Below are 14,001 nucleotides of genomic sequence, written 5' to 3' on the forward strand. Positions count from 1 at the left end.
CGCGACGGGGCAGACGGCCGGGCCGAGCGTCATCGGCATCCGCTCGGCCCGGCTCACTGCCGGTGAAACGTAGCGGAGACCACCCCCGGCCACCAGCTTTGCCCAGGGCTTCACCCAGCGCGTCAGGGCCGGGCCCGGTGGGGCGTCCCGGCCAGCCGCGTCGGCGGCAGGAAGTCGCGCACCGGGGTCCGGTGCCACCACGCGCCCGTGGACCGCAGCTCCCGCCAGGTCGTGAAGCGGTACCGGTACAACCGCGCCCTGACCAGCGCCGGGGGCGCGTCGGGGAACGGGTTGCGGCGCAGCAGCCGCAGGGTGTCCCGGTCCCCTTCGAGGAGCCGCTCCACGAACGGCCCGAACCACTCCGCCGCGTACGCCGGGGACAGCGCCGCGAACCACATCAGCCAGTCGAGCCGCAGGTGGTACGGGGCGAACTGGCGCGGCAGCCGCCGCACGTCGCCGGGCTTGCCCTTGAACTCGTAGGCGCGCCACACCGTCCCCGCGTGCGCCACCGGCTCGTCGGTGCCCTCGACGACGATCTCGTACCGGACCCGGCCGACCGTGCCGAAGGCGCCGTACGTGTTGACCAGGTGCAGCGGGTCGAAGGAGCGGTTCATCGCCTGGTGCCGGGAGAGCAGGTTGCGCACCGGGCGCACGCTCAGCGCCAGGACCAGGACGGTCAGGGCGACGACCAGGACGCCGTACCAGAGCGGCGGCCGCGGCAGGTCCGGCGGGGCGCCGAGGAGGGTGCCGTCGACGGCGGACAGGGCCAGGACGATGGTGATCCAGTTCAGCCAGGCGAAGTTCCCGGACAGCACCAGCCACAGCTGGGTCAGCACGATCAGCCCGGCCGCGGCGGTCGCCACGGGCTGCGGGGCGAACAGCAGGAAGGGGACGGCCAGCTGCGTGACGTGGTTGGCGGCCGTCTCGACGCGGTGCAGGGGGCGCGGCAGGTGGTGGAAGAACCAGCTCAGCGGGCCCGGCATCGGCTGGGTCTCGTGGTGGTAGTACAGGCAGGTCAGATCGCGCCAGCACCGGTCCCCGCGCAGCTTGATCAGTCCCGCGCCGAACTCGACGCGGAACACCAGCCAGCGCAGCAGCCACATCACCAGCACGGGCGGCGCGGTCTCGTCGTTGCCGAGGAAGACCGCGAGGAAGCCGGCCTCCAGCAGCAGCGACTCCCAGCCGAAGCCGTACCAGGTCTGGCCGACGTTCACGATCGACAGGTACAGCCCCCACAGCACCGCCCACATCGCCATCGACGCGGCCAGCGGCACGGCGTCCCCCGCGCCGGCGGCCAGCGCCAGGGCGAGGGCCGCGCCCGTCCAGGCGCAGAGCGCGAAGAACCGGTCGGAGTAGTGCAGGCGGAACAGGCTGGGCGCCCGCCGCGCGGGCACCCGCCGGAGGTACTCCGGCACGGGGGTCATCCCCCGCTCGCCGATCAGCGCCCGGAACTGGAGCGCGGCGCACAGGAACGCGACGAGGTAGAGACCGGCGAGGCCCCGCTGGAAGAGCAGGCGGCCCAGCCAGTGGTCGGACGAGGCGAACCAGGCGAACGGCTCCATCCCCTCCAGTATCAGCCGCGCGCGATCCGGCGCACCGTGCGGCCGAGGCGGCGCGCGTACCACCGCTGGGCGACGGGGACGAGCGGCCCCGCCACCCGGGTGTACCAGCGGGCGGGGCGGCTGAACGCGGTGACCGTGAACCACACCGAGCCGTCGGGCAGCTGCTCGACGACGAACGCCTCCTCGCCGCTCTCGGGGTGCCCGGTGAGGGTGCCGTAGGCGAAGCCGGTGCGCCTCTCCTCGTACGCGGTCCACACCACCTCGCACGGCACGCCGTACTGCAGCGGGCCCGCGCCCACCGAGACCCGCACGCGCACGCCGGGCTCCGCCCGGACGGCGTCGGTCCGCAGGCGGGCGCCGGACGCGCGGTGCATCCGCCAGGTGGTGACGGCGGCGCCCGCCGCCTCGAAGGCGCCTCGGCCGTGGCCGACCAGGGTGCGGTGGCGCAGGTGGTGGTAGCCGTCGGGGAGGGCGGGGGAGCGGGTCGCGCCGACCTCCGGGTAGGTGAAGCGGCGCGGGGACGCGGCGCCGGGGCGGCGGGGGCCGGGGGCGGGCCGGTTCATGCGGGGACCTCCTCGTGGTCCGGGGCGGTGGTACGGGGCCGGGGGGTCTGCAGGCGGCGCCAGGCCAGGAGCGAGCAGAGCGCGAAGCCCAGGGCGTTGGCGACGCCGTGGGTGGCGGTCATCCACGCCAGGCTCGGGTGGGGCAGCCCGGTCGCCTCGCCGACCGCCCAGCTCAGGGCCAGCAGCATGGTCGCCACCAGCACGCCGGCGGAGACGGCGAGCAGCGCCCCGGTGAGCCGGTCGTCGGTGCCGGCCCGCACGTCCCGCCAGGTGACCAGGGCGACGGCCCACATCCCGGCGGTCAGCACGACGGCCCCGGCCAGCTCGGCCCAGTCGTCGACGAAGTACCCCAGGAGCACCAGCAGGGTGCCGAGCGGGACGCTCAGCGCGGCGAACGCGCCCAGCCGGCGGCCGGGGGCGGCGCGGTGCGCCAGCCCGGCGACGAGCGCGGCGGCGAACCCGGCGAAGTGGAAGTGCGGCACGGTCAGGTCCAGGATCTCCAGGTCGAACCCGAACAGCCGGTACCCCCACCGCTCGGCGACCAGCGCGGTCGCGGCGACGGCGGGGCTCACCAGGGCGGTGCACAGGGCCACCTCGGCGGGCGCGAGGGACCGCGTCGCGGCGAGGCGGCGCGGCGCGGCGAGCGCCGGCAGGAGGGTGCCCGCCGCGTAGCAGCAGGCGAGGGCGGTGGCGAGGGCGCCGCGCGGCAGCCACAGCGACACCGCGCCGGGTATGGCGAAAAGCGGCCAGAGCCGTACGGCGGCGGCCGTCTCGGGCACGGCCGCCAGACGCAGCCCCAGCGGGACGACCACGAGCATGCCGAGCGTCACGACCAGGTCGACGAGGACCGCCATCGCGGCACACCCCCCTTCTTTGAACGTGTTCAACAAGGATGACGCACGGAGCGTAGCGCCACGACTTGAACATGTTCAAGTCGGCCGTGCGGCCCCCCGGGAGGCGAACCTCCGGTTGCGGCCCGCCCCTCGGTCCGGCAGACATGGAAGGACTCGTACGGTCAGATCGGCGGAAAGGCGGGAGATTCGCGTGCGTCCACCCACACGCCGACCCTCGGCACGTGCCCGCCGCCCCGGAGCCGTCTCCCTGGCGGTCCTCGCCGGGCTGCTCGCCGCCGGCTGCGGCGACGACGGCCGCCCCGCCGCCCGCCCCGCCGCGGCCGACCCGGTCTCCCTCCTCCAGCCGGCCGCCGAACCCGGGCCGTACCCCTTCACCGCCTCCACCGCCCTCACCGCCGCCCCCGCCTCCGAGCACCTCTCCGGCCGCCCCGCCGCGGACCGCTCGCCGTCCCCCGCCGGACCGGGCGGCCCGTCCGCCACCGCCGGGCGGGCGCCGCGCGCCGTCGACGGCGCCACCCCCGGCCTGTACGGCGGTACGCACTCGCTGCCGAGCTGCGACGTGGACCAGCAGGCGCGGTTCCTCACCGCCGACGGGGCCAGGACCCGCGCCTTCGCCCAGGCCGCCGGGGTCACCCCGAGCGGGCTCGGCGCCTGGCTGCGCGACCTCACGCCCGTGATGCTGCGCGCCGACACCCGCGTCACCGGCCACGGCTACCGCGACGGCGCGGCCGTCCCGTACCAGGCCGTCCTCCAGGCGGGCACCGCGGTCCTCGTCGACCAGTACGGCGCGCCCCGCGTCCGCTGCGCCGGCGGCAACCCGCTGCGCACCCCCGCGGAGACGCGGTCGCCCACCGGGTACCGGGGCGAGCCCTGGCCCGGGTTCCGCCCCGAGCGGGTCGTGCTGATCAGCCCCACCCAGCGGGTCCTGGACAGCCTCCTCCTCGTGAACGTCCTCAACGGCACCTGGCTCGAGCGCGGGGCCGGCACCCGGGGAGGCGAGGACCGCAAGCCCGCCGTCCCCCCGGCGTACGACCCCGGCGACCGGCACGTCGCGGACGGGCCCGCGCCGGGCGGGGCCAGGGCGGAGGCGGGCGGGCGTCCCGCCGCGTCCGCCGCCCCGCAGGAGCCGTCCACCTCCCGGGTCCCGGGGCCGCCGGCGCCGAACCCGCCGTCCGCGCCCGACCCCGGGGCGCCGGACGCCGCGGTGCCCGACGCCCCGCCCCGGGAGGCGCCCGAGCCCGAGGGGTCCGGGTCGGACGGGTACGCGCCTGACGGGTCCGAGGCGGACGGGTCCGAGGCAGGGGCCGTGCCGGACGGGACCGTACCGGACGGGCCCCTGTCGGACGGGCCGTCCGAGGGCGACGCCCTGTACGGGCCGCTCCCGGACCCGGCCGCCGAGGAGTGAGGCGGAGGGGCGCCGCGCCCTCCCGCCCGGTTCCTCATCGGTCGATAAACCCGACAAATGATGGCAGAGTGGCTCCATGGTTGATCCGGCAGCGGATGCCCTGTCGCTTCCCGAGGACTGGCCCGCCCACCCGGATCTGAGCCTGTCCCTCAACCGCATGGGCAGCTTCGACTGGGACCTCGACGCCGGGCTGATGCACATGGACGAGGTCGCCCTCGCCGTGTTCGACATGGACCCGGCCGAGTACGACGGACGGCCCGAGTCCCTGGGGCGCAGGGTCCCGCCCAGTGAGTCCGTACGCCTCGACGGCATGGTGGCGCAGGCCCTCAAGAACGGCAGCACGCACTACGGCACGTACTTCCGCATCCGCACCCGCGACGGCGGACTGCGCTGGACCCACACCCAGGGGTTCATCCGCCGCGACGGGAACGGGCGCCCCCACCGGATCATCGGCATCGTCCGCGACGCCACCCAGGAGCTGGCCGAGTCCGCCAGCCGGCGGGAGGTCGACGTCGAACGCCGCCGCCAGACCAGCGTCGTGGAGTCCACCACCGCCGCCCTCGCCCACGCCCGCACCGTCCAGGACGTCATCGACGTGCTGAAGGACTCGCACGGCCTGGAGCACCTCGGCGCGACCAGCGTCGTCATGGGCCTCCTGGAGGCCGGCCGCATCCACCTCGTCGCCGACGGGCCCGAGGGCTCCTTCGTCCCCGGCACCCGCTACACGCGCGTGGACGAGAACTACCCCATGAGCGAGGTCGTCCGGACCCTCGCCCCCCGCTTCATCGAGTCCCCCGAGGACTTCGCCGGCTCCTACCCGCTCCTGTGGCCGCACATCACCCACCTCGGGATCACCGCCGCCGCCTACCTGCCCCTCATCGCGCAGGCCCGGCCGATCGGCGCCCTGGGGCTGCTCTACAGCGACAAGAACGGCTTCACGCCCGACGAGCGCAACGTCCTCGTCGCCCTCGGCAGCAGCATCGCCCAGAGCCTCCAGCGCGCCATGCTGTTCGAGCAGGAGCACGACCTCGCCGAGGGCCTCCAGCAGGCCATGCTCCCGCGCCGCATCCCCGACATCCCCGGCGCGCAGGTCGCCGTCCGCTACCGGGCCGCCCGGCTCGGCCGGGACATCGGCGGCGACTGGTACGACGTGATCCCCCTCCCCGGCGGCCGCGTCGGCGCCGTCATCGGCGACGTCCAGGGCCACGACACCCACGCCGCCGCCGTCATGGGCCAGCTGCGGATCGTCCTGCGCGCGTACGCCGCCGAGGGCCACACCCCCGCCACCGTCATGGCCCGCGCCTCGGTCTTCCTCCGCGAACTGGACACGGACCGCTTCGCCACCTGCACCTACATGGAGGTCGACCTGGCGACCGGCGTCGTCCAGGTCGTCCGGGCCGGCCACGTCGACCCGCTGCTGCGCGACGCGGACGGCGACTGCCGCCGGCTGCCCGTGCCGGGCGCGCTGCCCCTCGGGCTGTCCGCCGAGTTCGGCGCGCTCGACTACCCGGTCAGCGTCCTCGAACTCGACCCCGGGCAGACCCTCGTCCTGTACACCGACGGCCTCGTCGAGCAGCCCGGCACCGACCTCGACGAGGGCATGCAGTGGCTCACCGCCCTCGTCCGCAACGGCCCCGCCGACCTCCGGCTCCTCGCCGACCAGCTGTGCGAGGTGGTGGACGAGCGGGGCGGCGACGACGACGTGGCGATCCTGCTGCTGCGCCGCCGGGGCGGCCACGCCCCGCAGGCGGGCGGCAGGCTCCGGCAGCACGTCGCCCAGAACGACCCCGAGGCGCTGCGCTCCGCCCGCCACATGATCCGCGCGGCCGTCCGGGCCTGGGGCGGGCAGGAGCGGTCCGACGAGATCGAACTGGCCGCCGACGAACTGATCACCAACGCGCTGCTGCACACCGACGGCGGGGCCATCGTCACCCTGCGGATGCTCACCGGGCACGAACGGCGGCTCCGCGTCGAGGTGGAGGACCGCTCCAGCGCCCTGCCGCGCCGCCGCGACGCGGATCCGAGCGGCCTGTCGGGGCGCGGGCTGCTGCTCGTGGACCGGATGGCCGACGTCTGGGGTGTCGAGTCGCGCGGCGGCGGGAAGTGCGTGTGGTGCGAGTTCACCCTCCCCGACCGGTCCGGGGAGGCCCGCGAGATCCGGCGAGACATCGGACCAGTCGGGCCGGGAAACGAAACGGGCAGCCGCCGGTGGCGGTCGTAGCGTGCGCGGGACGTCTTGACGACCGGCATCCCTCGGATGAATAGTGCGGTCGGCGGTCGTGCTGCGTCCGCCGACCGGCCGGTACGGGACGGGGGAGGGGCGATGCGGCGCGGCACGCTCGGGCGGAGCGGGGTCACGGTCACCGAGCTGTCGTTCGGCACGGCGGGCATCGGCAACCTCTACGCGCCCGTCACCCCGGAGGCCGCCGCCGCCGCGGTCGACGCCGCCTGGGAGGCGGGCGTCCGCCACTTCGACACGGCCCCGCACTACGGCCTCGGCCTCTCCGAGCGGCGCCTCGGCGAGGCCCTGCGCGGCCGCCCCCGCGACACGTACACCGTCGCCACCAAGGTCGGGCGGCTCCTCGTCCCGTACGGGGGCGACCCGGGGGGCGACGACCTGGCGCACGGCTTCGCCGTCCCCGCCACGCACCGGCGCGTGTGGGACTTCAGCGCCGACGGGGTGCGCCGCGGCATCGAGGAGAGCCTCCTGCGGCTCGGCCTCGACCGGGTCGACGTCGTCCACCTCCACGACCCCGACGACCACGAGGACACCGCGTTCCGCGAGGCGTACCCGGCGCTGGAGCGGCTGCGCGGGGAAGGCGTCGTCCGGGCCGTCGGCGTCGGCATGAACAGCACGGCCATGCTCACCCGCTTCCTGCGGGACACCGACGTGGACGCCGTGCTGTGCGCCGGCCGCCTCACCCTGCTCGACCAGTCCGCCCTCGACGCGCTCCTCCCGGAGGCCGCCGCGCGCGGCCGGAGCGTCCTCGCCGCCGGGGTCTTCAACTCCGGGCTCCTCGCCGACCCCCGGCCGGGCGCCCGCTACGACTACCGCGCCGCGCCCCTCGCCCTCCTCGAACGGGCCCTGCACGCCCGGGCCGTCACCGAACGGCACGGGGTACCGCTCCGCGCCGCCGCCCTGCGCTACCCGCTGCGGCACCCCGCCGTCACCTCCGTGGTCCTGGGCTGCCGGTCCGCCGACGAGGTCCGCGACGCGGTCGCCCACCACCGCCACCCGGTGCCCGACGCCGTCTGGGACGACCTGCGCGCCGAGGGGATCCTGCCGTGACCGCCGGCCTCGTCGACGCCCACCACCACGTCTGGGACCTCGCCGTACGCGACCAGCCGTGGCTCGACGGGCCCGGCACGGCCCCACTGCGGCGCGCCTTCGCCGCCGACGACCTGGCACCCGCGGCCCGCGCGGCCGGGGTCCGCACCAGCGTCGTCGTCCAGACCGTCACCGGGCCCGGCGAGACGCCGGAGCTCCTCGCCCTCGCCGACCGTCACCCCCTGGTGGGCGCCGTCGTCGGCTGGGCCGACCTCACCGCGCCCGGCGTCGCCGACTCCCTCGCCGCGCTGCGCGCCCTGCCCGGCGGGGACCGCCTCGCCGGCGTCCGCCACCAGGTCCAGGACGAACCGGACCCCGACTGGCTGCTGCGCCCCGCGGTGTTGCGCGGCCTGGCCGCCGTCGCCGCCGCGGGACTCGCCTACGACCTGGTCGTCCGCCCCCACCAGCTGCCCGCCGCGACCCGCGCCGCCGCCCTGCTGCCCGGACTGACCTTCGTCCTCGACCACCTCGGCAAACCGCCCGTCGCGTCCGGCGCGCTCGAACCGTGGGCCGGGCACGTCCGCGCCCTCGCCGCGCTCCCCCACACCGTCTGCAAGCTCTCCGGCCTCGTCACCGAGGCCGACCACGCCGCCTGGACCACCGCGGACCTCCGCCCGTACGCCGACACCGTCCTCGACGCCTTCGGCCCCACCCGGCTGATGTTCGGCTCCGACTGGCCCGTGTGCCTCCTCGCCGCCCGGTACGACGAGGTCGTCACCGCCGCCCGCGACCTCACCGGCGGGCTCTCACCCGCCGAGCGCGCCGCCGTGTTCGCGGGCACCGCCACCCGCGTCTACGGCCTGCCGGCCCCCTGACCGCCGGCGGCACGGGCCGCCCGGACCCGTGCGCGCGGCGACCGCTTCTCGCCCGACGGGCGCCCGCCTACACTCCGCTGCATGCTGCGCGTACTGGCCGTCGACGACGAGAAGCCCGCCCTGGAGGAACTGCTGTACCTGCTGCGCTCCGACCCCCGGGTCCGCAGCGCGGAGGGCGCCACCGACGCCACCGAGGCACTGCGCCGCATCGGCCGGGCCCTGGAGGCGGGACCGGACGGCGAGGACGCCATCGACGTGGTCTTCCTCGACATCCACATGGCGGGGCTGACCGGACTGGACGTCGCGCGGCTGCTCGCCGGGTTCGCCAGACCGCCGCTCGTCGTGTTCGTCACCGCCCACGAGGGGTTCGCGGTGCAGGCGTTCGACCTGAAGGCGGTCGACTACGTCCTCAAGCCCGTCCGCAGGGAACGCCTCGCGGAGGCCGTCCGCCGGGTCAGCGACCTGTCCGGGCCCGCCCCGGCCGCCCCGGCGGTGGCCGAGCAGGTCCCCGTGGAGCTGGGGGGCGTCACCCGGTTCGTCCCGGTCGACGACATCGCGTACGTCGAGGCGCAGGGCGACTACGCGCGCCTGCACACCGACGAGGGCAGCCACCTCGTCCGCATCCCGCTGTCCACGCTGGAGGAGCGCTGGGCGGCGCGCGGCTTCGTCCGCATACACCGCAGCCACCTCGTCGCGCTCGGCCGCATCGACGAGCTGCGGCTGGACGGCGGCGCCACGACGGTACGGGTCGGCAGCGCCGAGCTGTCCGTCAGCCGCCGCCACGCCCGCCAGCTGCGCGAGCTGCTGATGCGGCACGTGCGCGGGTAGCCCGCGGGCCGCCCGTGCGGAGCCGACCGTTCGACGCGCGGATCGGGCCGTTCGCCGACCGCCCGCCGGGCCGGCGCCACCGGTGGGCGGTACCGCCCCTACCCTTGATCACCGGAGCGGGGGAGGGGGCGCCGGAGTGCCGGAACTCGAAGCGGAGATCGACGCGTTGCAGCGCGAACTGAGCGCCCTGCGCGCCCTGCCCGCGCCGCACCCGGCCCGCCCCGGGGAGTTCGCCGCGCTGCTCGCCGGGGCCCGGAGCGCCGCCGGGCGCTGGGCGGACGTGCTGGACGAACTCCGTGAGACGTCGCGGGGCCTGGTCGGGCCGTGCGGCGCCGCCGCCCTGGAGCTGGCGTTCCGCAGGGCCGAGGAGTCGTACGTGGAGCTGGAGATCGCGCTCGGCGACACCACCCGGGCGGGGTAGGCACCCGCGGGTCACGGGTATGACCATCCGCCTACCTGCGCGGACGGGATCTGCGTAGACTCCACCCCCCGGGCCCCCAGGGCCCCGGAACCCCGCCGCACCGCCGACCCCCGGACACCGATGCCCCCAGAGCCGCAGCCCGCGACGCGCCGGCCCCGGCGCGAGACCGTCACCGGAGTGCCCCGCTCCGGCCGCCGGCCGCCGGGCCACGCGCCCGCCCGCTCCGAGATCAGCGAGCAGACGACCCTGGGCCACACCTACGTCCGGTCCCTGATGCGCAGCCAGCTGCGCGCCGCGCTCTCGGCCCTCGCCACCCTCGCCCTGCTCGTCGGCTCCCTGCCGCTGCTCCTCACCCTCCCCGCCGCGCTCGCCCCCGACGGCCCCGCCCCGTCCGCCGAACCGTTCCTCTGGGCGGCGCTCGGCGCCGTCGTCCACCCGGTCCTGTGGCTCATCGCCCGCTGGTACGTACGCCGGGCCGAGCGCAACGAGCGCGACTTCACCGGCCTCGTCGAAGGCAGGTGAGCCGGGCCGGTGAACCAGACCTACGCGATGGCGGCGGTCGCCGCCGTCGTCGCCGCCACCGTCCTCATCGGCTCCCTCGGCCTGCGCATCTCCCGCACCACCTCCGACTTCTACGTCGCCTCCCGGTCGGTCAAGCCGGCCCTCAACGCCGCCGCCATCAGCGGGGAGTACCTCTCGGCGGCCTCCTTCCTCGGCATCGCGGGCCTGGTCCTCCTCCAGGGCCCCGCCATGCTCTGGTACCCGGTCGGCTACACCGCCGGCTACCTGGTCCTGCTGGTCCTCGTCGCCGCCCCGCTGCGCCGCTCCGGGGCGTACACCCTCTCCGACTTCGCCGAGGCCCGCCTGGAGTCGCCGTACGTCCGCCGCCTCGCCAGCCTCTTCGTCGTCGGCATCGGCTGGCTCTACCTGCTGCCGCAGCTCCAGGGCGCGGGCCTCACCCTGGAGGTCCTCACCGGCGCGCCCGACTGGTTCGGCGGCCTCCTCGTCGCCCTCGTCGTCACCGGCGCCGTCGCCGCGGGCGGGATGCGCAGCATCACCTTCGTCCAGGCCTTCCAGTACTGGCTCAAGCTGACCGCGCTGCTCCTCCCCGCCCTCTTCCTGGTCACCGCCTGGGTCGCGGACGACGCGCCGCGCGCCCGGTTCGACGCGCCCGCCGTCTTCCGCGAGCACACCTCCGTCCGCGTCGACGACACGGTCCGCCTCGCCCTCGACGCCCCGCTGACCGTGACCGTCTCCGGCACGGTCGACTCCACGACGTACGACGGGCGGCGGACCACCCTCGGGGAGGGCCTGCACCGCGTCGAGGCCGGCACCACCCTCGGCTTCCCGTCCGGCGCCCGCGTCCCCGAACGCTCCCCCGACCCGGACGACCCGCTCGGCTGGTCCGGCTCCCTGTCCGGCGAACCCGACGGGCAGCGGCTCTACGCGACGTACGGGCTCATCCTCGCCACGTTCCTCGGCACCATGGGCCTGCCGCACGTCGCCGTGCGGTTCTACACCAGCCCCCACGGGCGGGCCGCGCGCCGCACCACCCTCGTCGTCCTCGGCCTGGTCGGCGCGTTCTACCTGCTGCCGCCCGTGTACGGGGCGCTCGGCCGGATCTACGCGCCCGAGCTGGCCCTCACCGGTGACGCCGACGCGGCCGTGTTGGTCCTGCCGGACCGGCTCGTCGGCGGCCTGGCCGGGGAACTGCTGGGGGCGCTGCTGGCGGGCGGCGCGTTCGCCGCGTTCCTGTCGACGGCGTCCGGGCTGACCATGTCGGTCGCCGGGGTCCTCGGCCAGGACGTGCTGCCGTCGCGGGGCGTGCGCCACTTCCGGCTGGCGACCCCCCTCGCCATGGCCGTGCCGCTCGGACTGAGCGTCGTCGCGACGAACGTGCCGGTCGCCGACGCGGTGGGCCTCGCCTTCGCGGTGTCCGCCTCCTCCTTCTGCCCGCTGCTGGTCCTGGGCATCTGGTGGCGGCGCCTCACCCCGCCGGGCGCCGTCGCCGGCCTCCTCGCGGGCGGGGGCGCCGCGCTCACGGCCGTCATGGCGACCCGCGCCGGACTCGCCCCCGACGGCTGGCCGCACACCCTGATGGCCTGGCCGGCCGTGTGGTCCGTACCCCTCGGCTTCCTCACCATGGTCGGCGTGTCGCTGGCCACCCCCCGCCACGTCCCGCCCGGCACCCCGGCCACCCTCGCCCGGCTGCACCTGCCCGAAGGGCTGATCGGCCGCCCCCACCCCGAGGGGGCCGAGCGGTGACCGGGACGCTCCTCGCCGCGCTCGCCGCCACCGGGACGCTGCTGCTCGCCGCCGGGTTCGTCCTCGGCCGGCTCGCCGCCCGGCGCGAGGGGCGCGACGGCCTCGACCTGGGCACGCCCGTCGAACGCGCCACCTTCCACACCCTGCACACCGCGTCCCTCGCCGCCCCGCCCCTGCGCGCCGGGCTCACCGAGGACACCGCCCGCAAGGCCGCCCGCCGGCTGCGCCCCCTCCTGGGCACCGAGGCCCTCGCCCTCACCGACCGCACGGCCGTCCTCGCCTGGGACGGCACCGGCGGCCACCACGCCGAGCAGGTGGGGGAGTACGTCGCGCAGGTCCTCGCCTCGGGCCGCGGGCAGAGCGTGCGGGCCGGGTGCGCCGATCCCGGCTGCCCCCTGCGCTGGGCCGTCATCGCCCCGCTCACCGGCGAGGAGGGCGTCGTCGGCGCGCTCGTCGCGTACGGGTCCCACGAGTCCGCCGTCCTCGTGCGGGCCGCGACGGAGGTCGCCCGCTGGGTCTCCGTGCAACTGGAGCTGGCCGAGCTCGACCTGTCCCGGACGCGGCTCATCGAGGCGGAGATCCGCGCCCTGCGCGCCCAGATCTCCCCGCACTTCGTCTACAACTCGCTCGCCGCGATCGCGTCGTTCGTCCGCACCGACCCGGAGCGGGCGCGGGAACTGCTGCTGGAGTTCGCGGACTTCACCCGGTACTCGTTCCGCCGGCACGGCGACTTCGCGCAGCTCGCCGACGAACTGCGCGCCATCGAGCAGTACCTGGCGCTGGCCGGGGCCCGCTTCGGCGACCGGCTCCAGGTGACGCTGCAGGTGGCGCCGGAGGTGCTGCCGGTGACCCTGCCGTTCCTGTGCCTCCAGCCGCTGGTGGAGAACGCCGTCAAGCACGGCCTGGAGGACTCCCGCAGGACGTGCCGGATCACCATCGCCGCCCGGGACGCGGGCGCCGAGGCCGTCGTGACCATCGAGGACGACGGCGTCGGCATGGATCCGGACGTGCTGCGCGCCGTCCTCGCGGGCGAGCGCCCGCAGTCGTCCGGCATCGGCCTGCCCAACGTCGACGAGCGGCTGCGCCAGGTGTACGGCGACGACTACGGCCTGGTGGTGGAGACGGGCATCGACGCGGGCATGAAGGTCACCGTCCGCGTCCCCAAGTACCGGGCGGGCGTCCACCGCGACCCGCCCTAGGTGTATTGATCACGAGCGTTGTTAACAGGGCCGGGGTCTTGATCATGGCGAAGACCTCCGGTGTGGTGGAGGTGTCTAAGCTGCACCGCACACGGAGGTCTTCGTGTCCCACCGTAATGCCCGTCTGACCGTTCACGGCAGACGGATCCTGGTCGAGCGGGTCCTGGCCGGTCGTCCGGTCGCGCACGTGGCGGCCGAGATGGGCATATCGCGGCCCACCGCCCACAAGTGGGTCCGCCGCTGGCGGGCCGAGGGCGAGGTCGGGCTGCACGACCGCTCCAGCAAGCCTCGAACCACACCCCATCGCACACCACCCGCGCTCGAGGCCCGGGTCTGCCGTCTGAGGACGGAGCGGAAGCTCGGCCCGGCCCGCATCGGACCGGTTCTGGGCCTGCCCGCTTCGACCGTGCACCGCATCCTGGCCCGTCACGGCCTCAACCGACTGGCCTGGCTCGACCGGCCCACCGGCGTGATCGTCCGCCGCTACGAACGCGCCCGGCCGGGTGAACTCGTCCACGTCGACATCAAAAAGCTCGGCAACATCCCCGACGGCGGCGGTCACAAGGTCATGGACCGCCGCTCGGCGATGGACAACAAACTCGCCACCACCGACCGACGCCGCAGCTGCAAGCCGGTGATCGGTTACTCGTTCATCCACTCCGCCGTCGACGACCACTCCCGCCTGGCCTACAGCGAGGTTCTCACCGACGAGCGCAAGGAAACCGCCGCCGGCTTCTGGCAGCGGGCGAACGCCTTCTTCG

The 14,001-nt window shown here is 75.8% G+C and carries 13 protein-coding genes; 10 read left to right on the forward strand and 3 right to left on the reverse strand.

The features are described from left to right. Window positions 1–122 precede the first annotated feature (122 nt). Genes IE106_RS21415 through IE106_RS21425 form a run of 3 tightly spaced genes read right to left on the reverse strand, consistent with a single transcriptional unit; the run spans window position 123 to window position 2,979 of the window. Window positions 123–1,562: a lipase maturation factor family protein gene (locus IE106_RS21415; RefSeq protein WP_189536499.1), complete on the reverse strand. Its 1,440-nt coding sequence runs from the start codon at window positions 1,560–1,562 to the stop codon at window positions 123–125. Between the two features lie 11 nt (window positions 1,563–1,573). Beyond that, window positions 1,574–2,125 carry a DUF1990 domain-containing protein gene (locus IE106_RS21420; RefSeq protein WP_189536501.1) on the reverse strand — a complete coding sequence of 184 codons (552 nt, stop codon included), beginning with the start codon at window positions 2,123–2,125 and terminating at the stop codon, window positions 1,574–1,576. After that, window positions 2,122–2,979, reverse strand: coding sequence for a YndJ family protein (locus IE106_RS21425; RefSeq protein ID WP_189536503.1), 858 nt, complete (start codon window positions 2,977–2,979; stop codon window positions 2,122–2,124). The genes IE106_RS21420 and IE106_RS21425 overlap by 4 nt, the downstream gene beginning before the upstream one ends. A 190-nt stretch (window positions 2,980–3,169) precedes the next feature. On the opposite strand from IE106_RS21425, the gene IE106_RS21430 reads away from it, so the two are divergent. The 10 genes from IE106_RS21430 to IE106_RS21475 form a co-directional block, all read left to right on the forward strand. Then, window positions 3,170–4,384, forward strand: coding sequence for a DUF6777 domain-containing protein (locus IE106_RS21430; RefSeq protein ID WP_189536505.1), 1,215 nt, complete (start codon window positions 3,170–3,172; stop codon window positions 4,382–4,384). 76 nt (window positions 4,385–4,460) lie between these two features. Next, window positions 4,461–6,605, forward strand: coding sequence for a SpoIIE family protein phosphatase (locus tag IE106_RS21435; protein WP_189536507.1), 2,145 nt, complete (start codon window positions 4,461–4,463; stop codon window positions 6,603–6,605). Between the two features lie 102 nt (window positions 6,606–6,707). Next, the gene (locus IE106_RS21440; RefSeq protein ID WP_189536509.1) at window positions 6,708–7,673 is read left to right on the forward strand and encodes an aldo/keto reductase; all 966 of its coding nucleotides are present in this window, start codon (window positions 6,708–6,710) and stop codon (window positions 7,671–7,673) included. Then, window positions 7,670–8,527, forward strand: coding sequence for an amidohydrolase family protein (locus IE106_RS21445; protein ID WP_189536511.1), 858 nt, complete (start codon window positions 7,670–7,672; stop codon window positions 8,525–8,527). Before IE106_RS21440 ends, IE106_RS21445 begins: the two co-directional genes overlap by 4 nt. An 81-nt stretch (window positions 8,528–8,608) precedes the next feature. Next, complete coding sequence (locus tag IE106_RS21450) at window positions 8,609–9,355, forward strand: LytR/AlgR family response regulator transcription factor (protein WP_189536513.1); 747 nt, start codon at window positions 8,609–8,611, stop codon at window positions 9,353–9,355. 136 nt (window positions 9,356–9,491) lie between these two features. Then, window positions 9,492–9,776 (forward strand): hypothetical protein, encoded by a 285-nt coding sequence (locus IE106_RS21455; RefSeq protein ID WP_189536515.1) that lies wholly within the window; start codon window positions 9,492–9,494, stop codon window positions 9,774–9,776. 120 nt (window positions 9,777–9,896) lie between these two features. After that, the gene (locus tag IE106_RS21460) at window positions 9,897–10,298 is read left to right on the forward strand and encodes a hypothetical protein (protein WP_189536518.1); all 402 of its coding nucleotides are present in this window, start codon (window positions 9,897–9,899) and stop codon (window positions 10,296–10,298) included. 9 nt (window positions 10,299–10,307) lie between these two features. Continuing rightward, window positions 10,308–12,041 carry a sodium/solute symporter gene (locus tag IE106_RS21465; RefSeq protein WP_189536520.1) on the forward strand — a complete coding sequence of 578 codons (1,734 nt, stop codon included), beginning with the start codon at window positions 10,308–10,310 and terminating at the stop codon, window positions 12,039–12,041. Beyond that, entirely contained in the window at window positions 12,038–13,240 is a 1,203-nt protein-coding gene (locus tag IE106_RS21470; protein ID WP_189536522.1) for a sensor histidine kinase, read from the forward strand. Before IE106_RS21465 ends, IE106_RS21470 begins: the two co-directional genes overlap by 4 nt. Window positions 13,241–13,343: 103 nt before the next feature. Next, window positions 13,344–14,001: helix-turn-helix domain-containing protein (locus tag IE106_RS21475; RefSeq protein ID WP_189536524.1), on the forward strand; the 658-nt coding region annotated here is incomplete at its 3' end.

Source organism: Streptomyces roseolilacinus (assembly GCF_014649335.1).
Taxonomy (GTDB): Bacteria; Actinomycetota; Actinomycetes; order Streptomycetales; family Streptomycetaceae; genus Streptomyces; species Streptomyces roseolilacinus.